This is a genomic window from Duganella dendranthematis (genome assembly GCF_012849375.1).
In the GTDB taxonomy this organism is placed as follows: Bacteria; Pseudomonadota; Gammaproteobacteria; order Burkholderiales; family Burkholderiaceae_D; genus Rugamonas; species Rugamonas dendranthematis.
The window spans coordinates 5,369,910-5,394,464 of record NZ_CP051684.1 but is presented as its reverse complement, the minus strand read 5'-3'; the positions used below and the strand labels follow the sequence as shown (position 1 = coordinate 5,394,464).

The 24,555-nt window shown below is 61.5% G+C and carries 23 protein-coding genes and 1 tRNA gene; 9 read left to right on the top strand and 15 right to left on the bottom strand.

The features are described 5' to 3' along the window. Positions 1-32: 32 nt before the first annotated feature. The 5 genes from HH213_RS24750 to HH213_RS24730 form a co-directional block, all read right to left on the bottom strand. Positions 33-365: a hypothetical protein gene (locus tag HH213_RS24750; RefSeq protein ID WP_169114015.1), complete on the bottom strand. Its 333-nt coding sequence runs from the start codon at positions 363-365 to the stop codon at positions 33-35. Positions 366-962: 597 nt separating this feature from the next. After that, a tRNA-Val gene (locus HH213_RS24745) sits at positions 963-1,037 on the bottom strand. 49 nt (positions 1,038-1,086) lie between these two features. Continuing rightward, on the bottom strand, positions 1,087-1,803 hold the full coding sequence (dnaQ, locus tag HH213_RS24740) for a DNA polymerase III subunit epsilon (protein WP_110847735.1): 717 nt from the start codon (positions 1,801-1,803) through the stop codon (positions 1,087-1,089). Between the two features lie 33 nt (positions 1,804-1,836). Beyond that, a complete protein-coding gene (gene rnhA, locus HH213_RS24735; protein WP_161045375.1) occupies positions 1,837-2,280 on the bottom strand; it encodes a ribonuclease HI in 444 nt (147 codons plus the stop codon). Next, entirely contained in the window at positions 2,270-3,049 is a 780-nt protein-coding gene (locus HH213_RS24730) for a class I SAM-dependent methyltransferase (protein WP_110847733.1), read from the bottom strand. Before HH213_RS24730 ends, rnhA begins: the two co-directional genes overlap by 11 nt. A gap of 20 nt (positions 3,050-3,069) precedes the next feature. Between HH213_RS24730 and gloB the strand changes: the two genes are divergently transcribed. Beyond that, on the top strand, positions 3,070-3,876 hold the full coding sequence (gene gloB, locus HH213_RS24725) for a hydroxyacylglutathione hydrolase (protein ID WP_169114014.1): 807 nt from the start codon (positions 3,070-3,072) through the stop codon (positions 3,874-3,876). Positions 3,877-3,904: 28 nt separating this feature from the next. On the opposite strand, the gene aceB is transcribed toward gloB, so the two are convergent. Next, a complete protein-coding gene (aceB, locus tag HH213_RS24720) occupies positions 3,905-5,497 on the bottom strand; it encodes a malate synthase A (RefSeq protein ID WP_169114013.1) in 1,593 nt (530 codons plus the stop codon). Positions 5,498-5,656: 159 nt separating this feature from the next. Here aceB and HH213_RS24715 point away from each other — a divergent pair, with 159 nt between their 5' ends. Then, positions 5,657-6,568, top strand: a complete 912-nt coding sequence (locus HH213_RS24715; protein WP_169114012.1) for a LysR family transcriptional regulator — start codon at positions 5,657-5,659, stop codon at positions 6,566-6,568. Positions 6,569-6,617: 49 nt separating this feature from the next. Here the strand turns inward: HH213_RS24715 and HH213_RS24710 are convergent, their stop codons facing one another. The 4 genes from HH213_RS24710 to HH213_RS24695 form a co-directional block, all read right to left on the bottom strand. Continuing rightward, positions 6,618-6,821, bottom strand: coding sequence for a cold-shock protein (locus HH213_RS24710; protein ID WP_020703630.1), 204 nt, complete (start codon positions 6,819-6,821; stop codon positions 6,618-6,620). Positions 6,822-7,067: 246 nt separating this feature from the next. Next, a complete protein-coding gene (locus HH213_RS24705) occupies positions 7,068-7,421 on the bottom strand; it encodes an Hpt domain-containing protein (protein ID WP_169114011.1) in 354 nt (117 codons plus the stop codon). A gap of 1 nt (position 7,422) precedes the next feature. After that, a complete protein-coding gene (gene upp / locus HH213_RS24700) occupies positions 7,423-8,073 on the bottom strand; it encodes a uracil phosphoribosyltransferase (protein ID WP_169114010.1) in 651 nt (216 codons plus the stop codon). Positions 8,074-8,124: 51 nt separating this feature from the next. Next, the gene (locus HH213_RS24695; RefSeq protein WP_169114009.1) at positions 8,125-9,801 is read right to left on the bottom strand and encodes an isovaleryl-CoA dehydrogenase; all 1,677 of its coding nucleotides are present in this window, start codon (positions 9,799-9,801) and stop codon (positions 8,125-8,127) included. Between the two features lie 74 nt (positions 9,802-9,875). Between HH213_RS24695 and HH213_RS24690 the strand changes: the two genes are divergently transcribed. The 4 genes from HH213_RS24690 (at position 9,876) to HH213_RS24675 (ending at position 15,316) form a co-directional block, all read left to right on the top strand. Continuing rightward, positions 9,876-11,078, top strand: coding sequence for an acetyl-CoA C-acetyltransferase (locus HH213_RS24690; protein WP_169114008.1), 1,203 nt, complete (start codon positions 9,876-9,878; stop codon positions 11,076-11,078). 1 nt (position 11,079) lies between these two features. Continuing rightward, a complete protein-coding gene (locus HH213_RS24685) occupies positions 11,080-11,937 on the top strand; it encodes an enoyl-CoA hydratase-related protein (protein ID WP_169114007.1) in 858 nt (285 codons plus the stop codon). 212 nt (positions 11,938-12,149) lie between these two features. Further along, on the top strand, positions 12,150-13,823 hold the full coding sequence (locus tag HH213_RS24680) for a putative bifunctional diguanylate cyclase/phosphodiesterase (RefSeq protein WP_169114006.1): 1,674 nt from the start codon (positions 12,150-12,152) through the stop codon (positions 13,821-13,823). Beyond that, positions 13,820-15,316, top strand: coding sequence for an HDOD domain-containing protein (locus HH213_RS24675; protein ID WP_169114005.1), 1,497 nt, complete (start codon positions 13,820-13,822; stop codon positions 15,314-15,316). The genes HH213_RS24680 and HH213_RS24675 overlap by 4 nt, the downstream gene beginning before the upstream one ends. Before the next feature lie 13 nt (positions 15,317-15,329). Here HH213_RS24675 and HH213_RS24670 read toward each other — a convergent pair whose 3' ends face one another. The 3 genes from HH213_RS24670 to aroC are packed head-to-tail and all read right to left on the bottom strand — an operon-like array spanning position 15,330 to position 18,630. Beyond that, positions 15,330-16,316 (bottom strand): DUF4351 domain-containing protein, encoded by a 987-nt coding sequence (locus HH213_RS24670; protein WP_169114004.1) that lies wholly within the window; start codon positions 16,314-16,316, stop codon positions 15,330-15,332. A gap of 43 nt (positions 16,317-16,359) precedes the next feature. Beyond that, a complete protein-coding gene (locus HH213_RS24665) occupies positions 16,360-17,532 on the bottom strand; it encodes an MFS transporter (protein WP_169114003.1) in 1,173 nt (390 codons plus the stop codon). Further along, positions 17,533-18,630, bottom strand: a complete 1,098-nt coding sequence (gene aroC, locus HH213_RS24660; RefSeq protein ID WP_110847721.1) for a chorismate synthase — start codon at positions 18,628-18,630, stop codon at positions 17,533-17,535. It abuts the gene before it with no gap. A 379-nt stretch (positions 18,631-19,009) separates the two neighbouring features. Between aroC and HH213_RS24655 the strand changes: the two genes are divergently transcribed. Continuing rightward, on the top strand, positions 19,010-21,154 hold the full coding sequence (locus tag HH213_RS24655; RefSeq protein ID WP_229263141.1) for a putative bifunctional diguanylate cyclase/phosphodiesterase: 2,145 nt from the start codon (positions 19,010-19,012) through the stop codon (positions 21,152-21,154). An 8-nt stretch (positions 21,155-21,162) separates the two neighbouring features. On the opposite strand, the gene HH213_RS24650 is transcribed toward HH213_RS24655, so the two are convergent. Continuing rightward, the gene (locus HH213_RS24650) at positions 21,163-21,618 is read right to left on the bottom strand and encodes a CBS domain-containing protein (RefSeq protein ID WP_110847719.1); all 456 of its coding nucleotides are present in this window, start codon (positions 21,616-21,618) and stop codon (positions 21,163-21,165) included. A gap of 177 nt (positions 21,619-21,795) precedes the next feature. Here HH213_RS24650 and HH213_RS24645 point away from each other — a divergent pair, with 177 nt between their 5' ends. Then, positions 21,796-22,515 (top strand): alpha/beta fold hydrolase, encoded by a 720-nt coding sequence (locus HH213_RS24645; protein WP_169114001.1) that lies wholly within the window; start codon positions 21,796-21,798, stop codon positions 22,513-22,515. Here the strand turns inward: HH213_RS24645 and HH213_RS24640 are convergent. Then, entirely contained in the window at positions 22,499-23,875 is a 1,377-nt protein-coding gene (locus tag HH213_RS24640; protein WP_169114000.1) for a YihY family inner membrane protein, read from the bottom strand. The two genes, HH213_RS24645 and HH213_RS24640, sit on opposite strands and share 17 nt — an antisense overlap. Before the next feature lie 64 nt (positions 23,876-23,939). Here HH213_RS24640 and wrbA point away from each other — a divergent pair, with 64 nt between their 5' ends. After that, entirely contained in the window at positions 23,940-24,545 is a 606-nt protein-coding gene (gene wrbA, locus HH213_RS24635) for an NAD(P)H:quinone oxidoreductase (RefSeq protein WP_169113999.1), read from the top strand. Positions 24,546-24,555: the final 10 nt, after the last annotated feature.

Sequence of the window (24,555 nt, the reverse complement as noted above, 5' to 3'; positions counted from 1 at the left end):
GTGTCTCTGCCAACCATGGTGGGACGGGGAGTTTAGAAAGTGATGGTCCATTCGCCGGCAGCAGTTGCCTGGCGGATGGCGGCGGCTTGGGTCGTGGTGCTGTTGGCCGCAACGGCCTGGGTGCGGGTCATCGCGTACGGGCTTTTCAGCTGGCAGGCGACGGCCGGGGTGGTTTTGGTGGCAGCAGCGCTGGCTACAGCCGATCTCTGAACGTTGCAAGACTCTTTCACCTCAAAGCTGACTTGCATGGAAGCGGTCGAGACTTTCCCGGTGGCGCTGGCCAGCAGTGGCAGGCTAAACAGAACGATGGCAAATGCTTTAGTAAAAGTTTTCATTTTCACACAATTCGTTGGGGTGGATGTCATTCGCATGGCTTCGTTAATCGGGTAGCCAACAAGTTTCGAAGTGTTGATCTACGGGAAGAATTTTATCCCAAAGAAACAATCTATCGAATATTCACAATTCGAACAAAAATTTCCGTGTGGAAATTGGTGATTTTTGGTGAGTTTTCCGCGTCATTTTTTACTCTATTTATGAAGGAAAAGGCATGCCCTCATTGCGAGGTTTTCATAGGGAAAATCAGTGAAACCTTGGCGCAGTAGAGGCACCCGAATAGACACGTGAAAATACGCACATTGTCACAGCAGTCCCCTCACACTCAAAAGTCACACTTTCTTGCATCGAACATGCAAGTTACTCTACCTGAGGCAGAGTCACTTCAGGAATTTTGTAGCTTAAAGGCATAAGAAATTAAAAAAATGAAACGTACAGATAGAAGTGATCTATACCAATCGTTGCGAACGTGCAGACAACGCAGTGATATATCCACTTTCAGGTGGAAGCTCGGAGGACGGTGTTGGATAAGATGTAACAGCTTGTGATGAAGGAAATCACACCCAACAAAAAAGCCGATCTTTGAAGAGATCGGCTTTCTGTGTCGTGATTGAAATCACTTGGAATTCTGGTGGGAAGTGCAAGTTTCGAACTTGCGACCCCTGCAGTGTGAATGCAGTGCTCTACCCCTGAGCTAACCTCCCGTTGAGTGCGAGCATTATAGAGCTTGCCCGCACGAAGCGCAAGTCCAGTTTATGCCGGCACCGGCGGATTGAGCGAGGCGGTCCAGATGCACTGCCCCTTCACCGCCTTATCCAGCCCGGCCAGCGTGTCGGCGTGGGCCGCCAGTTCCTCTTCCGAGGCCGGCACAAAGATAATGTCGGCCATGGCCACCGGCTCCAGCATGTCGCCGATGTTGACCACTTCCTCTTCCACATCCATGCCCAGACTGTTCTGGCCGCGCGTCATGGCCAGGTAGACATCGGCCAGCAGTTCCGCATCCAGCAGCGCGCCGTGCAATTTACGGTGCGAGTTGGAGATGCCGTAGCGGTCGCATAGTGCGTCCAACGAGTTGCGCTTCCCTGGATGCAGTTCTTTGGCCTGCACCAGCGTGTCGATCACGCCGCCGATGTGGCTGGAGAAGTCCGGCAGGTTCAGCAGTTTGAATTCGTGATTCAGAAAGCCCAGGTCGAACGGCGCGTTATGGATGATGACTTCGGCGCCCTGGATGTACTCGCGCAGCTGCTCGACTACCTCATGGAACTTCGGCTTGTCGCGCAGGAACTCGGTGGTCAGGCCGTGGACGTTCAGCGCCCCCTCTTCCGAGTCACGTTCCGGATTGATGTAGAAGTGGAGATTATTCCCCGTCAGCATGCGGTTGTTCAGCTCAACGCAGCCAATTTCCAGGATGCGGTTGCCGAGCTTGGGGTTGATACCGGTCGTTTCAGTATCGAGGACGATTTGGCGCATAGTGTTCCGTAATGAATTTCAACGTGCAGTATATCAGCGGCCGCGCGCCACTTCCACGCCGCGGTTGGCCAGCATGTCGGCCCGCTCGTTGCCCGGATGGCCATTGTGGCCGCGCACCCAGCGCCATTCGACGTTGTGCATCTGCTGCGCGGCGTCCAGCGCCTTCCACAGGTCTTCGTTCTTGACCGGTTCCTTGCTGGCGGTTTTCCAGCCGCGCGCCTTCCAGCCGTGGATCCATTCGCTAATGCCTTTTTGTACATACTGGCTATCGGTATGCAGCACTACCGTGCACGGCCGCTTGAGCACGGTCAGCGCTTCGATCACCGCCTGCAACTCCATGCGGTTATTGGTGGTGTCGCGCGCGCCGCCGCAGATTTCCTTTTCGGCGTTGCCGGCCACCAGCAAGGCGCCCCAGCCGCCCAGGCCCGGGTTGCCCTTGCATGCACCATCGGTAAAAATTTCGACCTTATCTTCCATCCTGCTGTTCCCGTTGTTTGTTTGTAACCGGCACCGCCACCGGGGCGTTTGCCGTTTTCCGGCTCCAGGCCGGGCCGATCAGGCGCATGCCTTTGACGCGCTTGATGGCTTGTACGATGTAGACGCCGCCCAGGTAGGGCCACCAGCGCGACCCGGCATTATCCATGAAGGCGTAGCGGTTGAGCCATTTTTCTGTGCGGCAGGCCGGCGCGTAGCAGCCGAAGTGGCTTTGGCTGGCGCTCATATTCAATAATTTTAACCAGTCTTTCATGCGCGGCATAGAGATCAGTTCCTCCGTGCGCGGCAGGAACGAGGTGCCGCCGACGCGCCGCAGCACATGGCGCGCCCCCCACAGGCTGGCCGGATTGAAACCGCAGATGACCACCTGCCCTTCCGGAATCAGCACCCGCTCGACCTCGCGCAGCACTTGATGCGGGTCGGTGGAAAATTCCAGTACGTGCGGCAACACCACGAGGTCGATGCTTTGGGAGGCGAACGGCAACTCGGTGTAATCCAGCGTTACCGACACCGCCCGCGCCGGCTCATCCGCGCTGCGCACCTTGCGGTCGGCGAGGATTTTATAGGGCATGCGGCTAGCCGCCAACGCGTCCATTTGCGGCATGCCGATCTGCACGGCGTTGTAGCCGAAGATATCCGCTGTTAAATTATCGAGACAGCTTTGTTCCCACGCACGCAGGTACACGCCTGCAGGCGTTTGCAGCCAGCCTTCCAGCGCTATAATGGATTTCTCCGACCCCGCCTTATCCATGCTTAGCCTTTTGCAATCCAATGACCATATCTTCTACTCAAGCTCTCACTGTTCTAACGGTTCCAGCATTCCGCGATAACTACCTGTGGTTGATACATGATGGCACACATGCCGCGGTAGTCGACCCTGGCGACGCCAAACCGATCCTGGCGGCGCTGAAAGCGAACGGACTCAAGCTCACCGCCATTCTACTCACCCATCATCATGCTGACCACATTGGCGGCGTTCCTGAATTATTACAGCATTATCAGGTTCCTGTTTTCGGTCCGCGCAACGAGACCATCGCCACCGTCACGCTGCCGGTGGGTGAAGGCAAGACGTTCGACGTGCCGGGCCTGGCGCTCAAACTGACTGTGCTGGATGTGCCTGGCCACACCATGGGCCACATCGCCTACGTGCGCGAGGCATCTGCCGATGCGCCGACCTGGCTGTTCTGCGGCGACACGCTGTTTGCCGGTGGTTGCGGCCGTCTCTTTGAAGGCACGCCGGCGCAGATGATCAGCTCCCTGGGCAAGCTGGCCGCGTTGCCGGACGATACGCTGGTGTATTGCGCGCACGAGTACACGCTGTCCAACCTGCGCTTCGCGCGCGTGGTGGAGCCGGAGAATATGGCGTTGCAGGAACGGGTAAAGGTGGAAACCGACAAGCGCGAGCACGATGTGCCGACGGTGCCCAGCACCATCGCGCTGGAAAAGGCGACCAACCCGTTCCTGCGTTATCGCGAGCCGGCGATTGCGGAGCAGCTGGTGAAGGCCGGGCGTCTCGATCGCATCGACACGCCGCTGGCGACCTTCACCGCGCTACGTTTGTGGAAAAACGACTTCTAAAGAAAACGGCCCTTGCGGGCCGTGGTGCTTAGATTTCTTCGTACAGCGGCAGCGTCAGGAATTCTTCAAACGCCTCGGACGTCGACATCTGCTCGAAGATCTGCGCGGCGCGCGGATAGGTCGGACCGTCGCCGCCCGGCGCGGCGGCCTGCACCTTGGCCAGTTCCTCCGGAATCATCGCGCGCACCATGTCGGCGGTGACGTTGCGGCCGTCGTCCAGCACGCCCTTGTCGGACCGGATCCACTGCCACACTTGCGAACGGCTGATTTCCGCCGTGGCCGCATCTTCCATCAGATTATGGATCGGCACGCAGCCATTACCGGTCAGCCAGGCGCCCAGGTAGTGGATGCCGACGTTGATGTTGTAGCGCAGGCCGGCTTCGGTAATCGGCGCTTCCGGCTTGAAGTCCAGCAGTTGCGCGGCGGTGACGTCGATATCCGGACGCTGCTTTTCGATCTGGTTCGGCTTGTCGCCCAAGACCTTGGTGAATTCGGCCATGGCCAGGTCGACCAGGCCCGGGTGCGCCACCCAGCCGCCGTCGTAGCCGTCGGTGGCGTCGCGCGCCTTGTCGGTACGCACGCCGCCCATGGCGATGTCGTTTTTCTCCGGATCGTTCTTGATTGGAATCAGCGCCGCCATGCCGCCGATGGCCGGCGCGTTACGCTTGTGGCAGGTCTTCAACAGCAGCAAGGCGTAGGCGCGCATGAACGGGGCAGTCATGGTCACCTTGGCGCGGTCGGCCAGGCAGAAATCCTTGTCCAGCTTGAACTTCTTGATGCACGAGAAGATGTAATCCCAGCGGCCGGCGTTCAGGCCAGAGCTGTGTTCACGCAGTTCGTACAGGATTTCGTCCATCTCGAAGGCGGCCAGGATGGTTTCGATCAGTACGGTCGCCTTGATGGTGCCTTGTGGCAGGCCCAGTTCCTGCTGCGTCAACACGAAGATGTCGTTCCACAGCCGCGCTTCGATGTGCGATTCCATTTTCGGCAGGTAGAAGAACGGGCCTGCGCCGCGTGCGATCTGCTCCTTGGCATTGTGGAACATGAACAACGCGAAATCGAAAATGCCGCCCGAAATGCGCTTGCCATCCACCAGCACGTGTTTTTCATCCAGGTGCCAGCCGCGCGGACGCACCACCAGCGTCGCGACCTTGTCATTCAGCTTGTAGGATTTGCCGTTCTGCTCCAGCGCGATGGTGCCGCGCACGGCGTCCTTCATATTGATCTGGCCGGTGATCTGGTTGTCCCAGTTCGGCGTGTTGGAATCCTCGAAGTCGGTCATGTAGCTGTCGGCGCCCGAGTTCAGGGCGTTGATCACCATCTTGCGCTCGACCGGACCGGTGATTTCCACGCGGCGGCATTCCAGCGCCTTCGGAATCGGCGCGATTTTCCAGTCGCCGCTGCGGATGTGGGCGGTTTCGGCCAGGAAATCCGGGCGCTCACCGGCATCCAGTTTCTTGGCGCGTTCAACCCGTACTGCCAGCAATTGCTGGCGGCGCACTTCAAATTCGCGGCTCAGTTTGGCCACCAGCGCCAGTGCGTCCGGGGTCAGGATTGCTTCGTAGCCGGGCTTGATTTCGCCGGTAATTTCCATGCCTGCTGGCAGAGTGATGGTGGTCATGCGCTAGTCTCCGTAAAAAAATATTAACGAATCAATCTCATTATAAGCTTGTTGCATTGCGGTGTTTTTATAAAGTATATTCACTCGTTAGTTATACAAACAAGACTAAAAATCACTTCATCTATGCGTTTTAGTAAAAAGTGACGGAGACGAGACTTTATGGGGCAGTTCAGGCAGATTTCCACCTTTGTCGAGGTGGTTGCAAGAGGTAGTTTATCGGCGGCCGCGCGCGCCGAGGGCATCGCGCCGGCGATGATCGGGCGGCGGTTGGATGCATTGGAGGCGCGGCTGGGCGTCAAGCTGTTGCAACGCACCACGCGCAAGCTGGCGCTGACCGATGAAGGCGCCGCCTTCCTCGAAGATTGCCAGCGCATCCTGGCCGAATTGGAAGAGGCGGAATCGGCCGTGGCCGAGCGCAGTTTGCACGCCACCGGGCATTTGATGATCTCGGCGCCGGCCGGTTTCGGCCGCCAGCACGTGGCGCCGCTGCTGCCCTCCTTCCTGACCGAGCACCGCGACGTCACGGTCACGCTGAACATGAGCGACCGCGTGGTCGATATCGTCGGCGAAGGCATCGATGTGGCGATCCGCATCGCCAGCCTGCCCGATTCCAACCTGGTCAGCGTCAAGTTGGCCGACAATCAACGGGTGGTGGTCGGCGCGCCGTCCTATCTGAAGCGCCATGGCGAGCCGAAAACGCTGGCTGATCTGAGCAAGCACAATTGCCTGGCGATCAGCAGCGAAGGCAGCCAGCGCGGCTGGACCTTCCGCGAAGACGGCAAGAATACGGTACTCAAAGTGAATGGCAATATGGCCAGCAACGACGGACAGGTGCTGCACGAGTGGGCCTTGGCCGGCAAAGGGCTGGCGTGGCGGTCGATGTGGGAAGTGGGCAGTGCGATCGAGGCCGGCAAGTTGCAGACCGTGCTCGACGACTATTCTGCGCCGGGCAATGACATCTACGCGGTGTTTGCGCAGCGTCGCCATTTACCGTTGCGGATACGGGCGTTTGTGGACTTCTTGCGTCACAGCTACGCGCAGCAGGACTACTGGCGCAAAGTGAACAGGTAAAAAAAAATCCTCGAATAACGAGGATTTCTTGATCGTTAGATCCAGCGTATTAGATTGGCTGAATGTTCGAAGCTTGCTTGCCTTTAGGGCCAGCGGTTACTTCGAAGGAAACACGTTGGTTCTCTTGCAGCGACTTGAAGCCAGCCGACTGAATCGCCGAGAAGTGAGCGAACAGATCTTCGCCGCCTTCGTCAGGGGTGATAAAGCCGAAACCCTTCGAGTCATTGAACCATTTTACGATACCAGTTGCCATTACAATTCCTATTTCAGTTAATTTGGGCTTGCGCCCGTGATATCGTTTTTGAGGCAAGAAAGACAAACTGTACTACTCTTGAATCTAAACGATGCCGTATTATACCCATTTACGAGAGAAAAGCACGTTTTCGTAAAAATAAATGCAAACCGCTGTTTTTCTTAGTAAAAACCGCTCGCGTTGGGCAGTGAATGTCACTATAGACATCTTAATACTATCGTGTTTGATCCACATCAAGCGCACGGCTCATTCGAACGTCGTTGCCTTGGCGTCACGCGTGGCCCACGCCAGCAGTTTCGCTACTTCCGGCGCCACCGGTGGCCAGCCGCTATGACTAGACAGCACCGCGCGCACCAGCTGCTCGACGCGGCGCGCCTCCTGTCCAAAGACCGTGAAGCCAAAGGTGCCGGCCGATCCTGCCACGCCATGCAGCACTTCGTGCAGCTGATGCAGCGCCGCCTGCGACGGCTGATCACCACCGGACTGGCACTCGTCGAGCGCGGCGCGGATCTTGGCCAGGGTGCCGGGCACGGTGGCGGCGAACTTCTCGTTCAGGGCCGCAAGGCGGGCGCGGAAATCGGGATCGACAGGCGTAGCCATATTATTTTGTGCCGAAAATACGGTCGCCAGCGTCGCCCAGGCCAGGCACGATGTAAGCGTGGTCGTTCAAATGCGAATCCAGCGAGGCGCAGTAGATCTTTACGCCTGGGTGGGCTTTCTGGAACACTTCGATGCCTTCCGGCGCCGCCACCAGCGACAGGAAGATGATCTGTTCATCGGTGACGCCGCGCTTTTTCAACACGTCCACGGCGTGTACCGCCGAATTGCCGGTCGCCACCATCGGGTCGCACAGGATGAACGTCCGTTCGGCGGTATCAGGCAGGCGCACCAGGTATTCGACCGGCTGGTGGGTTGCCGGATCGCGGAACACGCCGATGTGGCCGACGCGCGCCGACGGCACCAGGTCCAGCAGGCCGTCGCTCATGCCGATGCCGGCGCGCAGGATCGGCACGATGGCCAGCTTGCGGCCGGCGATCACCGGTGCGTCGATGGCCATCAACGGGGTTTCGATGTTGCGGGTAGTCAGGGGCAGATCGCGGGTGATCTCGTAACCCATCAGCAGCGTGATTTCCTTGAGCAGGTCGCGGAAGGTACGGGTCGACGTATCCTTGGCGCGCATGTGGCTCAGTTTGTGCTGGATCAGTGGATGGTCGGTGATGAACAGGTTAGGAAAGCGCGGATCTTGTTTCATTAGGTAGCTCTTGTTCAGATAGTTATATGCGCATTATACAAGCCGGATGCCCTATTCCACCAACGCCCGCGCCAGAATTGCCGCACAATCCAGGCCGCCCGGCAGCCGCCCATACGTGCCGCCGGGCTCGCGTTTCAGGCGCGACGCCACGAATGCCGACGACACATACGGCGGCGCATGCCGCAGCAGCAATGCCGCCTGCACCGCCAGCACCACCCGCTCGGCCAGCACGCGCGCGCTGAATTCGTCAGCCTGCTGCTGCGCGAGGTCGGCCAGCAGCGTGCTACGGTAGGCGACGAAGAAAATATCGCCGCTGCCGGCCAGCGCCAGTTCGGCCGCCAGCGCTTCGCGCGCCTCGGGCGACTTGTTGAACGCGCGCAGCAAGTCCAGGCACATCACATTGCCCGAGCCTTCCCAGATTGAGTTGACCGGCAACTCGCGGTACAGCCGCGCCAGCGGACTATCCTCGACATAGCCGCTACCGCCGATCACTTCCATGGCCTCGGCGCCGAAGCCCGGCCCGCGCTTGCAGACCCAATACTTGCCGGCCGGCGTCAGGATGCGCGCCAGCATCGCCTGCGCCGGATCGGCGGACTCATCGAAGCAGCGCGCCAGCCGCATCGCCAGCACGGTGGCGGCCTCGGATTCCAGCGCCAGATCGGCCAGCACATTTTGCATCAGCGGCTGCTCGGCCAACGGACGGCCGAACGCTACGCGGCGTCGGGCGTGGTGCAGCGCATGCGTCAAGGCGGCGCGCATCGCCCCGGCGCTGCCCAGCACGCAATCGAGCCGGGTATGGCTTCCCATTTCCAGGATGGTCGGGATGCCGCGTCCCGGCTTGCCGATCAGCCAGCCGTAGGCGCCGGTGAACTCCACCTCAGACGACGCATTCGAACGGTTGCCGACCTTGTCCTTGAGCCGCTGCACGCGGATGGCGTTGCGCTCGCCGTTCGGCAGATAACGCGGCAGGAAAAAGCACGACAGGCCGGCGCTGCCTTCGGTATCGGTCTGCGCCAGAATCAAGTGCGCATCGCTTTGCGGCGCCGAGAAAAACCACTTGTGTCCGACGATACGGAATACGTCGTCGCCCTCCTTGCCAAACAAGGCATGCGCCTCGGATGGCGGCACCGGCTCGGCGCGCGTGGTATTGGCGCGCACATCGGAACCGCCCTGCTTCTCGGTCATGCCCATGCCGATCAGCGCGCCGTGTTTCTGCTCGATCGGCAGCGAACGCGGGTCGTACTGGCTGGACAGGATTTTCGGCAGCCACTTCTGGGCAATGCGCGGCACCTGCCGCAGCGCCGGCACCGAAGCGTAGGTCATCGTCACCGGGCATTGCGAGCCATTCTCCACCTGGCCGAACAGCAGATAGCGGGCCGCCCGCGCCACCTGTGCGCCGGCGCCACCCTGCCACGGCGAGGCATGCGTGCCGTGGCCAATCAGCAATCCCATCAGTTGATGCCATGCCGGGTGAAATTCCACCTCGTCGATGCGATGGCCTTCGCGGTCGAAATTGTGCAGCTTGGGGGTGTAGAGGTTGGCAAGGCGCGCCAGGTCCAGCGTTTCCGCCTTGCCCAATTCGGCGCCAAGCACATGCAGCGCGGCGGCCGCGTCGCCAGCGCCTTCGCGCGCCAGCGCTTCCTGCAGGGCCGGATCGGCTGCAAACAGGTTGATATTCTCAAACGGCGCAACAGTATTGCGCACTTCGTGGGTCTCGAAAGCCTGCATTTTGTCTCCGTTCAAACTGCTATTGTCAGTTTTCTTGAACAATGCTCAGACTAGCATATTCAAAAGGAGATGCCATGAGCGACGCGTATCTTTATGAGGCGATCCGCACCCCGCGCGGCCGCGGCAAGCCGGACGGCAGCCTGCACAGCATCAAGCCGATTTCGCTGGTCACCGGGCTGATGCGCGAACTGCAGGCGCGTCACCAGATCGACACCGCCCTGATCGACGATGTGCTGCTCGGCTGCGTCACGCCGGTCGGCGACCAGGGCGCCAATATCGCCCGCATCGCCGCGCTGGCCGCCGGCTGGGACTGCAAAGTGGCCGGCGTCCAGCTCAACCGCTTCTGCGCATCCGGGCTGGACGCCGTCAATCTGGCGGCGCAGAAAGTGCGTTCCGGCTGGGACGACCTGGTGGTGGCCGGAGGCGTCGAATCGATGTCGCGCGTACCGCCCGGTGCCGACGGCGGCGCCTGGTCGCTGGACCCGGAGACCAGTCTGCTGACCGGCTACGTCCCACCGTGTATCAGTGCCGATTTGATCGCCACGCTGGACGACTGCCAGCGCGAACAACTGGACGCCTACGCGCTGCGCTCGCAGCAACGCGCCGCCGCTGCCCGCGCTGCCGGCCGCTTGCGCGCCGTGGTACCTGTGCGCGATCAGAATGGCGTGCCGGTGCTGGCCGAAGACGAATGCCTGAAACCGGCCACCAGCCTGGAAGCGCTGGCCAGCCTGAAGCCGTCGTTTGATGCGTACGGCGAATCCGGCTTCGACAGCGTGGCGCTGCGCCAGCACCCACGACTGGAGCGCCTGCGCCACCCGCACACGGCTGGCAACGCCGGCGTCAACGCCGACGGCGCGGCGCTGGCGCTGGTCGGCAGCAAGGCCGCCGGCTCCCGGCTGGGGCTGGAACCACGCGCACGCATCGTGGCGGCGGCCGTGACCGGCGCCGATCCGCTGCTGATGCTGGCCGGTGCGGCGTCCGCCGCCCGCAAGGCGCTAAAAAAGGCTGGGCTGCCAATCAACGCCATCAGCCTGTTTGAGGTCCACGAAGCTTTTGCCGCCGTGGTGCTGCGCTTCGTGCGCGAGCTGGACATCGCCGAAGACAAGGTCAACGTCAACGGCGGCGCCATCGCGCTGGGCGATGCGCCGGGCGCCACCGGCTGCATGCTGGTCAGCACCCTGCTCGACGAGCTCGAAGCGCGCCGCCTGCGCTACGGCCTGGTGGCGATGGGCGTGGGCGGCGGCATCGGCATCGCCACCATCATCGAGCGGCTATGAGATGATCACCACGCACCAAAACGGCGCCGCGCTAGGCGTTCTGATGAAGGCGCGCACCATCAATCCGCTAAGCCGCCTGTTCCAGCGCGAGCTGGCGACGCTGCTGGACAAACTGGAACTCCAGCGCGACAAGCTATCCGCCGTCATCATCGGCTTCGACGCCGATCAGGGCGCCACCAGCCACGAACTGGAACACCTGCTGGCGCTGACGCCGGCCCAGGCCGCCGACTGCATGCACATGCTGACAGCCTATAACGCGCTGCTGCTGCGCCTCGAAAGCCTCGGCATTCCCGTGGTCGCCGCCCTGGCGGGCGAAGTCAGCGGCCATGCGCTCGGCCTGGCGCTGGCCTGCCCGCACCGCATCGGCCTGCATGATACGCGCATCAGCCTGCCGCAGGTGCAGCTGGGACTGGCGCCGGTGGCCGGCGAAATCACCCGTACCGTGCGGCTGGCCGGCGTGCAGGCCGCAATGCCACTGCTGCTCGACGGCGCGGTATTGGGTGCAACACAGGCGCAGCAAGCCGGTCTGCTGCACAACATCGCCGCCGGCGAACCCGAACTGGCGCAGCTGGCCAGCCATGTCCAGGACACACGCGCCAGCCGCCAGCCATGGCAAGCCCGACACTACCGGCTGCCCGGCGGCACCATCGATTCGGCGCCGCTGCGGGCACTGTTGCAGGCGGCGCCCGCCAAGCTGCGCGAACGCGCCGGCGGCCCCCATCCCGCAGCCGAAGCCATCCTGTGCGCGATGGTCGAAGGACTGCAAGTGGACTTCGAGCATGCGCTGCATATCGAGAGCCGGTATTTTTGTCAAACCGCCATCAATCCAACCCCGCGCAAAGGCGTTTTTCCCCTCTAGAAAGTGGTTTTTAGACCGAACTCAAGAGTTTTATACAAAAGTCGCTGGAATGTTGTCTTTTTTCATGTAATTTCAGTGGCATCGGTGATACATTGCGTTCTGGTTTTGCAAGACAAGCGCCACCAAACTGTTACATGCATAAATTGAAAGAGTAAATCTTCGCGATGCCAACCAGTGTTCTGCCCCAGCCGCGTCATGAATTGGATAACCTCATGGAAGAGGCTGGCGATGTTGTGTTTCGATTGAACCAGCTCGGCCAACTGCTATTTGCCAGCCACCGCGCGACTGCCCGCATCGGCAGCACGGCGCCGCTGGCGGGCACGGCACTGGTGAAACTGCTGGCCGACGGCGACCAGCCGCTGCTGCCACCCGTGCTGGCCGCCGCGCTGGCCTCGCGCGCCCCGCAGTTGCTGGAAGCGCGCATCAAAACCCCCGATCTCGAAATCTGGCACGAGCTGCGGATCTCCTGCTACGCCAATGCCGACGGCGCGCCGGAACTGCTGGTGGTCGGCCGCGACATGACGGTGCAGCACGCCACCGAAGAACGCCTGCGCCACATGGCCACGCACGACGCTTTGACAGAACTGCCAAACCGCCTGCTGCTGTCGGACCGCATGCGCATGGTGATCGCCAACTCGCGCCGCTCCGGTCAGGGTTTCGCTGTCGCCTCGATCGGCCTGGACGGCTTCAAGAAAGTCAACGATGGCCTCGGGCACCCGATCGGCGACGCGCTGTTGCGCATGGCCGCGCAACGCCTGCGCAAGACGCTGCGCGACAGCGACACGCTGGCGCGCGTGGGCGGCGACGAATTCGTCGCCATTCTGCCCGGCACTGCCACCGAAGCGCAGATCAAACTGGTTACCGGCCGCCTGATCGCCACCTTGCAGTCGCCGTTTGAAATTGACAGCCACACGATTTACGTCGGCGCCTCGGTCGGCGTCTCGGTCTATCCGCAGCACGGCGAGGACGACATCCGCCTGCTGGCCCTGGCCGATGCCGCCATGTCGCGCGCCAAGGAAACCGGCAAAGCGCGCGCCGTGGTCTACAGCCAGGATCTGGCCGGCCCGCCGCAACACGACATTTCGCTGGAAGCGGCCATGTTCCAGGCCGTGCGCGAAGGCGAATTCCTGTTGTACTACCAGCCGATCGTCGACGCCCACACGCGCGAAATCCAGGGCTTTGAAACGCTGATGCGCTGGAAGCATCCGACGCTGGGCATGGTGCCGCCGGCGCGCTTCATCCCGATCGCCGAGACCAATGGCCTGATCAATCTGCTGGGCGCGTGGGCCTTGAAGGCGGCCTGCGTGCAGCTCAAGCAGTTCGAAGAGGTGGCCAAGCGCAGCCTGTACATCTCTGTTAATATCAGTCCCCGACAATTCCGCAACGATAAATTTTTGGATGTGCTGGATGACGCAATTGCTTTTTCCGGCCTACTTGGTGAGCAATTGGTTTTAGAAATCACAGAAGGCACGCTGATGATCGACCCGGTGCACGCCGAGTCCATCCTGTCTAAAATGGCCGAACGCAAGGCGCGCATCGCGATTGACGATTTCGGCACCGGCTATTCCTCCCTGGCTTACCTGAAGCGCTTCCCGATCTCGGTATTGAAAATCGACCGCACCTTCATCCGCGACCTGCCCGGTTCGCAAAAGGACGGCGCCATCTGCAATGCCGTGCTGGATCTGGCCAAGCACCTGGATTTGTCGGTGGTAGCGGAAGGCGTGGAAACCGAAGAGCAGCTGCACTACCTGGAACAGCGCGGCTGCCAGTACATTCAGGGCTACCTGACCGGCAAGCCGATGGCGGCCAATGTGGCGCTGGCGGCGCTGAAGGAAAGCATCCACGCCAACGTGGTGCCGGCCGAACTGCGGCAGGTGCATCCATGATCAGCAGCTACAAGGCCAGCACGGCCCTGGGCAACAAGACCCTGAGCGAGCTGGGCGACTGCACGCGCCGGCGCGGCGATATGCCAGGCTTTGCCAAGGCAATCACCGCCATTCTCGGAGCCATGCGCGGCGAGGATGAGCAGGAATTCAACATGACGCGCACCGTGCTGTCCGATCCGGTGCTAACGCAAAAGGTGCTGCGGCTGGCCAACAGCGGCATGTACTCGGCCTTCGGCCAGCATGTGAACACGGTATCGAAAGCGGTGCTGGTGCTGGGCACGGAAGCCATCGGCCACCTGGCGCTGGGCCTGAAGCTGATTGAAGAGCTGGCGACGACGTCGACCGACACCACAGTCGCCCACATCGAAATGGAGAAGGCCGTGCTGGCCGGGCTGGTGGCGCAGCAGATCGCCTACACCGCCGAAAGCCGTCATGGCGAAGAAGCCGTGGTGTGCTCGATGCTGCACACGCTGGGCCGCATGATGCTCACCTACTACATGCCGGAGCGCTGGAACGAGCTGCAGCGTCTGGCCGACCAGGACGGCCGCACGGTGGAAGACGTGGCGCCCGAACTGCTGGGCGTGACACTGGAAGAAGTCGGCCATGCAGCGGCGGCGCACTGGGGCTTGCCCAAGTCGCTGCTGAACGGCATGCGCACGCTGGCGCCGGTTGAAGCGGGCGAGGAAATTTCGCCGGCCGACTGGATCGCCGCCCTGTCCACCATGGCGGCGCGTTGCGCGGAATCGCTGTGGCACGACGACGCCGACGGCGCCGAAAAAGTCAGGCAGCTGACCGAAAGCTACGCCGGCATGCTGGGCGTGGAAGCGCCGAATCTGATTCACGCCATCGAACAGGCCAAGGTCATCGCCGCCAACGATTTGAGCATCGCACCACTGTCGCGCCCTGCCGAGCGCCGCGCCAAGGCGCTGGCCAAGACGCGTCAGCGCGCGGCCGGCAACAAGATCCTGCTGAGCGGCCTGTCCGACATGCGCGATGTGCTGGATAGCGCCAGTCCGGGGCAGATGGTGCAGATCGCACTGGAAACGGTGTACAAAGGTCTGGACTTCTCGCGTGCAGTGGCGTTTGTGCGCAACCGCAAGGAGAACAAATATGCGGCCAAGATCAGCTTCGGCGAAGGCACCCGCGAGTTGTTGTCGGCGATGACGTTCGACGACGCTTACGAGCCCAATGTGTTTCATGCGGCGTTGAACAGCGATCGCGTGATCTTCATCGAAAACGCCCACGACGCCAAGTTCTCGGCCAAGCTGCCGCTGTGGTGGCGCAGTTCGCTGGCCGAAGCACGCAGCTTCGTCATCCTGCCGCTGTCGGCCAACGGCCAGCCGGCCGGCTTCCTGTATGGCGACTGGGACGAATCCTTCCCCCCGATCCAGCTGAGCCAGACCGAGTTTTCGCTGCTGAACGACATGCGCGCAATGGTGGTGCGCGCCGTCGAGCGACGCCATGGCGTAGTATCGGAAGCAGTCGCGCGCTAAGGCTGACGAGCCGCTACACGAACACCTGCTTCAGCGATTGCGCGTCCACCAGCGCATCGCTCCAGGCGCCGAGTTGCTCCATGCTGGCCTGCGTTAGTTTCTTGCGCACAGTTTGGGGCAGCGGTCCAAAACGTTGGGTGAGCAGACGTTCCAGCACCAGTGCCGCACCTTCTCTGCGGCCTTTTTCCAGGCCTTGTTCCAGACCTCGCTCCAAGCCTTGCCTCAGGCCCTTCTCCATTCCGTCGTCCATGAACATCTGTTCCAAAGGGTTGAGCAATTTCATGTTGCGCTCCTTTTCCAGCTGGAGAACCGCTTGCCAGTAGCGCCGCTGATGGACTTCCGGCAGAGCCATCATCCAGTTAATCACGTTAAACAGCGTAATTATGCGCTGCTTGCGCCAACCATGTTGATACAGAAGCTTGGTCAGCTGCCATTTGGCGGCGTAGAGCGCATCGGGGTCGCGGTGCGCCTGCTGTGTCCGCAGATGAGCCAGCGTGACCCAGGCAAACGGGTTGTGCGATGCCAACAGCGCATCACTACGGTTGGCATAGTCCAGCAGCTTGGCAGTGGTGAATGCGATCCCCATTTCCGTACCCAATACCTTGTTATGGAAAGCCTGCGGGCGCCACTGAGGATCGTCGTCGGCCAACAGCACCAGGCTGGCGACTGGCTGGCCATATTGCTTGAAAATCCGGTAGTTGTAGTCAAGCACGCGGCGAGCCAGCGCGGCATCGCGTTGAGCCTGCACTTCGACGTGGATCAGAACCCACTGCACGACGCCGTTGCGCAGCAACACCTCCACCAGCTTGTCCGCCACCAAACCGCCAGGGGCGTCGCCGAAACCTAAACCAGCCAGTTCCTTGTCCCGGAAGCGTGGCCTTTTCGACCACTCGATCTGTTCAGCAAGCTCAGCGAAGAAGAACGTCATGAAAGCGCGAAACGCATGCGTCAATGCGCTCTTCCAAGGTAAATCGTAGCGGGCAGCCGGAGCGTTGGACATTCGCCCAGTCTACGCCGGCGCCCTGCCGGGCCGTATTGATGCGCTACAAAGTCAGGCCTGATTGATAGCCGTCGTTGCGCTGCCAGCGGAATGACAACGTTGCCGCCACTGCAGACAAGCACACCAGCACCGCTGCCACGAAGTACACGCTCTCGGCGCCGGCGCGCTCCCACCACTGCGCCAGGAACAGTCCGCCCACTGAACCGCCGATGCCGTACGAGATGCTCATGTACAACGCCTGCCCGCGCGCCTGCAACGGCCCGGAGAACCAACGCTGCAAAGACATCACCGACGACGAATGATGTAGCGCGAAGGTGGCCGCATGCATCAGCTGCGCCACCACCAGCAGCCAGACATCATGCGATCCCAGTCCGATCATCAGGAACCGCACCACGCCAACGCCCAGCGCCAGATACATCATGCGCATCGCGCCCCAGCGTTTGAACAGCGGCGCCTGGAAATAAAACAGCATCACCTCAGCCAACACGCCCAGCGACCACATGGCGCCAATCACGGTCTTGCTATAGCCGCTGCGCTCCAGGTACAGCGAATAAAAAGTGTACAGCGATGTATGTGCCGACACCATCAGCGCGGTGGATGCGAAGAAGGCAAGCACCTCGCGTCGGCGCAGCAGCGACAGCAATGGCGGCGGCGCCACCGCATGCGTGCGGCGCGGCACGTCGCGCAGACGAAACGCCGCCACAATGGTCGCCACCAACAGCGCCGCCGCCACCCACGGCAGCGTGACGATGCCGTAATGCTCCAGCGCCACCGACGCCAGCGTCACCGAGACGATAAAGCCGATCGAACCCCACATGCGGATGCGGCCATAGTAAGTCAGGTCGCCCTTCATCTCCGACAGCATCAGCGCTTCGCAGATCGGCGCCTGGCCGCTGGTGAACAGATTGAGGATGACCATGGCCAGCATGAAGTGGCCAAAACTGCTGCCGAAGAAAAAGCCCGAGAAGCCAACCAGCGCGGCAAACCCGGCCATGCGCAGCACCAGCACGCGGCGGTCGTAGTGATCGGCCACGTAGCCCCACACATTGGGGCCGACGATACGCAGCACCTGGATCATCGACATCAGCACGCCGATCTGCGCGACCGTCATGCCCTTATCGGCAAAGAACAGCGTCGCGTAGGTCGACCAGGTGCCCGCGTGGGCGTAGTAACAGAAGAGGAATAAAGCGAAGCTGAGCGCTTGTGCAGGAACCAATTACAGCGCGATGTTGGGGGTCGACACTTTCACGTCGCCGCACTGCGCGCGGTGCATCAGCGCATGATCGATCAGCACTAGTGCCAGCATGGCTTCCGCAATCGGCGTGGCGCGAATGCCCACGCACGGATCGTGACGACCGAAGGTCTCCACCATCACCGGATTGCCTGCCTTGTCGATCGACGGCCGCGGCGTGCGGATCGACGACGTCGGCTTGATGGCGATCGACACCGTGATGTCCTGGCCGGTCGACAGCCCGCCCAGCACGCCGCCGGCGTTATTGCCGACGAAGCCCTGCGGCGTCAGCGGATCGCCGTGCTCGGTGCCTTTCTGCTCGACCGACTTGAAGCCGGCGCCAATTTCCACACCCTTGACGGCGTTAATGCCCATCATGGCGTAGGCGATGTCGGCATCCAGCTTGTCGTAAATCGGCTGGCCCAGGCCAACCGGAATATTCTGCGCCACCACATCGATGCGCGCGCCGATCGAGTCGCCGGCCTTGCGCAACTCATCCATATAGGCTTCCATGCGCTCGATGACGGCAGCGTCGCCCGTAGCGGCAAAGAACGGATTGTCCGGCACGTGCGACCAGTCCTGGAACGGCACCGCAATCTCGCCTAGCTGGCTCATACAGCCCTTGAACACCGTGCCATATTGCTGGTGCAGCCACTTCTTGGCGATCGCCGCCGCGCCGACCACCGGCGCCGTCAGACGCGCCGACGAACGGCCGCCGCCGCGCGGATCGCGCACGCCGTATTTGTGCCAGTACGTGTAGTCGGCATGGCCGGGACGGAATGTGTCGGCGATATTGCCGTAATCTTTGCTGCGCTGGTCCTCGTTGCGGATCAGCAGCGCGATCGGCGTGCCGGTGGTCACGCCCTCGTACACGCCCGACAGAATCTCTACCGTATCCGACTCCTGGCGCTGGGTAACGTGGCGCGACGTGCCCGGTTTGCGACGGTCCAGCTCCGGCTGTATGTCGGCTTCGGACAACGGCAAACCTGGTGGGCACCCATCGATCACACAACCAATCGCGGGACCGTGCGACTCACCAAAAGTAGTTACAGAGAACAATTTGCCAAAAGTATTACCGGACATAGGAAAAGAATCTTCGGAAAATGGGGAAAGTACCTCATTTTACCAGCCCACGCACCGTGGCGGGCAGCCCACACAATAATTTCCACAAAGCAAGTTTCGCTTGGTAAAATATCATTCTTTTGATACAAGTATGCTGCAAGTTGAACACGGCTTGCCTGCCGGCGCCCGGGCGGCTACTGAAAGCGCTGGAAAACCGCATTCATTTTGACAATTCGCTATATACTTGAACGCAAGAACACCGAGTAATCCTGGAGAAGCTACACATGCCCCACCGGTCACACCCCTTGAGCAGTCCAAGGATGATCAAGACGATTTGGTATTCTTAGAAGAGCATCCGGCAGCGCCAGCAGCCCCGGGCGGCCGCAACGTGTGGCGTGTCATGATCATCGACGACGACGAAGACGTCCACTCGACCACCACCTTTGCGCTCGGTAATCTCGACATGCAGCACAGGCCGTTGGAATTTGTCCACGCCTACTCGGCCGGGCAAGCGCGCGAAATGCTCAAGCATGAGGCGGAGATTGCCGTCATCCTGCTGGACGTGGTCATGGAGCAAGACGACGCCGGCCTGCACCTGGTGCGCTACATCCGCGAAACGCTGAAACTGCACGATGTGCGTATCATCCTGCGCACTGGCCAGCCCGGCTACGCGCCGGAAATCGACGCCATCCGCGACTTCGACATCAACGATTACAAGACCAAGTCCGAGCTGACCCGCATCAAGCTGTTCACCACGGTGACGGCGGCGATCCGCTCCTACGAGCAGATCCGCAAGATCAACGACAGCCGCCGCGGCCTGAACCAGATCGTCCACGCCAGCACGCAACTGATGGCGCTACACGGCGTGCAGAACTTTGCGGCCGGCGTGCTGGCGCAAATCGGCGACCTGCTGGGCTGCGAAGCCAATGGCGTGCTGTGCGTGCAGGAATGCCCGGACGACGGCTGCCACGAGCTGATGGTGATGGCCAGTGCCGGCACCTTCCGCCACCTGAGCAATATCACGCTAACCGTGCGCGAAGACCAGCGTATCCATGAAGCGCTGGAACTGGCGCTGGCGCAACGGCGCAACATCTACGGCCCGGATTACATCACGCTCTACTTCGCCGGCAAGGCCAGCCGCGACTTCGTCGGCTTCCTTGAAGTCAAACGGGCGCCGACCGAAATCGACGAGCGCCTGCTGGAAGTGTTCTGCAGCAACGTCGCAGTCGGCCTCGACAACGTCGAACTGGTCACTCACCTGCATAACGCGGCGTTCTATGACCAGTTGTCCAAGCTGCCCAACCGTACCCGGCTGGTGGAAATCCTCGACGCCACGCTAGCCGGTCCGGCGCGCGACGAGGCCACCTTGTCGCTGGTCGATCTCGACCACTTTGCCGAAACCAACGATGCCCTCGGCCACCAGTTCGGCGACCTGCTGCTGGTCGCCGTCGCCGGCCGCCTGCAAACCGAGCTGGGCGAACGGGTGACCGTGGCCCGCATCGGCGGCGACATTTTCTGCGTGCTGGGCGATTCGGCCCAGGTCAATCCGGGCAATATCCTGGCGCTGTTTCAGCGCGCCTTCAGCATCGACGGCCAGGACGTGCAACTGTCCGCCACGCTGGGCCTGGTGCGCCTGAATGAGCACGAAGGCAGCGGCGCCGATGCGCTGAAAGACGCCGACATTGCGCTCAAGCGTGCCAAGTCGCAACAGCGCGCCGGCCACTTCTACTTCTCGCGCTCGATGGGCGTGGAAATCCGCGAACGGGTGCGCATGATGCACGCGCTGCGCACGGCCTTCGGCCAGAACCAGCTGTTTGTGGTGTACCAGCCGCAGATCGACCTGACCACGCGCCGGCCGGTCGGCGCCGAGGCGCTGCTGCGCTGGCAAACGCCGGACGGCAAGTTCATCTCGCCCGACCGCTTCATCCCGATTGCCGAGTATTCCGGCCTGATTATCGACCTCGGCGAGTGGGTGATGCGCACCGCCTGCCGCGAATTGGTGGACCTACGCAAGGCCGGCCATCACGACTTCATGATGTCGATTAACGTCTCGCAGGTACAGTTCCGCCATCCGCTGTTCCTCGACATGCTGAAGCGCGCGCTGGAAGACACCGGCGCACCACCTCAAAACATCGAGCTGGAAATCACCGAATCGATGGCCATGGAAGAGCCGGACTTGCTGATCAAGATGCTGGGCCAGATCAAGCAGACCGGCGTCAGCATCGCCATCGACGACTTCGGCACCGGCTTCTCGTCGCTGTCCTACTTGCAGCGGCTGCAAATCGACCGTCTGAAGATCGACCGCGCGTTCGTCACCGAGATTACCGGTTCGGCGCGCGGCAGCAGCATTGCGGAAATGGTGATCCAGCTGGGCCGCAACCTGGGCCTGGCGGTGATCGCAGAGGGTGTGGAAGACGAGCGCCAGGCGCAGATCCTGCAAGCGCTGGGTTGCCCGTTGGCGCAGGGATTCCTGTTCGCCCGGCCGATGACGGCCGCCGCACTGGACGTCTGGCTCAGCAACGACGCCCTGGAGGGCGCCGCTTGATACGGTGACTAATCCGCGGCTTGTTCGGCTTCGGCCGGCCAGTCGCGGATATAGGCTTTGAGCATGCGATTTTCAAAACTTTGCGCTTCCAGCACCGCGCGCGCAACGTCGTAGAACGAAATCACGCCCAGGATGGTTTTGGCGTTCATCACCGGCAGGTAGCGCGCGTGCTTTTCCAGCATGATGCGGCGCACCTCGTTGACTTCCGTGTCCGGCGTCACGGTAATCGGGTGGTCATCCATATGCTTGCGGACCGTGCCGCCGCCCACAGTGCCCTGATTGTCATGCAGCGCCCGCAGCACTTCGCGGAACGTGAGCATGCCCACCAGATCGCCAAATTCCATGACCACCAGCGAGCCGATGTCTTTCTCGGCCATGGTGTTGGCGGCGTCCACCAGCGGTTGATCGGGGGAGATGGTGTAAAGGATGGAACCTTTAACTTGCAGAATTTCGGAGACTTTCATGTTGGGCCGTCCTGTTCGCTGATATGCGCTCTGTGAATGGGAGTTCTAGTTGTTCTAAGCCTTGTTGCGAATGTAGCGTATGCCCGCCAAAAAAGCCAGTGCTTCGGATAAGCAAAACATAACATTCTTGTCTTGGTGCGTATTACTGTAGGATAGCCGCAAAAAACGGAGACCGACATGCTGCATATGCCTACAGTGGTTTTTATCCACGGCGCGCTGAACGACCATACCGTGTGGACAGCGCAAAGCCGCCACCTTGCGGATCTGGGCTATCCCATCCTCGCGATTGACCTGCCGGGCCACGGCCCCGATACTGGTCCGGCGCTGGCCGGCGTGACGGCCATGGCCGACTGGCTGCTCGCCACGCTGGACGCAGCCGGCGTGCAACACGCAGCGCTGGTGGGCCACAGCATGGGTTCCCTGATCGCGCTGGAAGTCGCCAGCAAGGCGCCGCAGCGCGTCACGCATCTGGCCCTGCTGGGCGCCGCCTTCCCAATGAAAGTAGCGCAAGCGCTGCTGGACACCGCGCGCAACGACGAAACCCGCGCCATCGACATGGTGACTAAATGGTCGCACGCGCAAGGCTATGCAGACACCGACACCTTGCGCCAGTTGATGCTACGCCTGGCGGCCGCCAATCCCGCGCAACTGCTGTACACCGACCTCGCCGCCTGCAACGCCTACGACAACGGCGAAATCGCCGCCCGTGCGGTGCGCTGCCCTACCCTGTTCATCTTCGGCGCGGGAGACGTCATGACGCCATCCAAGGCCGCGCGCCGGCTGATCGAAGCCATCCCGCACGCCCAAACCGTGACACTGGAAGCCGGCCACGCGATGATGGCCGAGCAGCCGCGCGCCGTGAGCAGCGCACTGGCCGGCTTTATCGGCAGTCGATAGGACCGAAGTGGTCGGCCAGGGTCTTGCCCAGGCCTGATTCCACCGCAGTTTCCACCTCGCGCGCCAGCGAGGCGGCTTCGCGCGCGGCCTGCAGGTCGCGCTCATCGTCGCCATCCGCGACCACGCCGGCGTTGACCGGCATGCCAGCAAAGACGAACAGGCGGTAGACTTCGGCCAGCGTCAGTTTGTCGGTATTGGCGAGGATGACCCAGTTGTCGGCGCCATCGCTGACCCGCTTGCCCCACTGGACGCGCGGCGGCGCGGCCACCGGCACCCGGCCTACCCAGCCTTCCGCCACCATGCGTTCCAGCAGATTGTCCATTTCATCAAAGCCCAGGCGCGTGCGTTCGCGGATCTGCCCTGAGCTGACCAGCGCCGTATCGCCGCACATCGAGGCCACGTGCAGCACGCGCAGGATCGCCATGGCGTCGACAAACTCGCCGCCCGGCTGCGCCTCGTGCCACCAGCGCTCATACTTCACCACCGGCAGAGCGGCCGTCAGCAAGGCGCCGAACAAGGTAATCATCCACGACACGTAGACCCACAACAGGAACAGCGGCAAAGCCGCCAGCGCGCCGTAAATCTTGGAATAAGTCGGGAACTGCGTGATGAAAATGGCGAAACCGCGCTTGGCGATTTCAAACGCCAGGCCGGCCACCAGCCCGCCCCACGCGGCGTCGTGCCAGTCGACGTCGCGGTTCGGCACCACGACGTACAGCAGCGTAAAGGTGGCCATGGTCAGCGTGAACGACAGCACGGTGTAAATCAGCGCACCGAGGATCGGCACATCGCCAACCAGGTCGCTGGTGGCCATGAACACCTGCGACGACAGCGTCAGCGAGACACCGATGAGCAGCGGTCCGAGCGAAATTAGCGCCCAGTAGACCAGAATGCGCTTGGTCCACGAACGCTGGCCGCGCACCCGCCAGATGCGGTTGAACACGCGCTCGATCAGGTTCATCATGGCGATCGAGGTGAAGATCAGCGCCACCGCCCCCACCGCCGACAGCCGCGTGGCCTTGGACGCGAACATGGTCAGGTAGTTAAGAATGGTGCTGGAAATCGTCTTCGGCATCACGCTTTGCACAAAGTACGCCTCCAGCGAACTACGGAAGGTGTTAAAGATCGGGAACGTGGTGAAGATAGCCAGCGCGATGGTCAGCAGCGGCACCAGCGCGAACACCGTGGTGAAGGTCAGGCTGCCGGCCACCTGCGGCACGCTCTCCTCCTGCAACCGGCGGCGGGCGAACAGGAACAGATCCCGCACCTCCGGCCAGGACAGCGACCGGACGGTCTGGACGCCGCTGCGGCAGGTGCGGAAGAGATAAGAGAAAACGGGACGAATATATTTTTGGTACATGGACGCTATCGTATTACAACAGTGGCAATGATGCCATCCGCTAAAGCGCCCTATAATAACGCCGATGAACCATCCTAATCTGACTATTCTTGTACTGTTTTACTCTCGCCATGGCGCCACCCGCAAATTAGCGGAGCTGATCGCCCAGGGAATCGAGAGCGTGCCGGGTTGCGATGCGCGCTTGCGCACGGTGCCGGCGGTGTCCACCGTGACCGAAGCCACGGAGCCGGAAGTACCGGCCGGCGGTGCGCCTTACGTTGAATTGGACGACCTGACCGAATGCGCCGGCATCGCGGTTGGCTCGCCTACCCGCTTCGGCAACATGGCGGCGGCGATGAAGTATTTCTGGGACGGTACCGCCAGCCAGTGGCTGTCCGGCACCCTGGCTGGCAAGCCGGCCTGCGTGTTTACCTCGACCGGCAGCCTGCATGGCGGCCAGGAGTCGACGCTGTTGTCGATGATGATCCCGCTGTTCCATCATGGCCTGATGGTGCTCGGCCTGCCCTACACCAATCCTGAACTGATGACTACTTCCAGCGGCGGCACGCCGTATGGCGCCAGCCATTGGTCTGGCCTCGACGGCAAGAAGGTCATCACTGAAGACGAGAAACGCCTGGCCATCGCAATGGGCAAGCGGCTGGCCGAAACAGCAGTCAAACTTAACGCATAAACCCGGATAA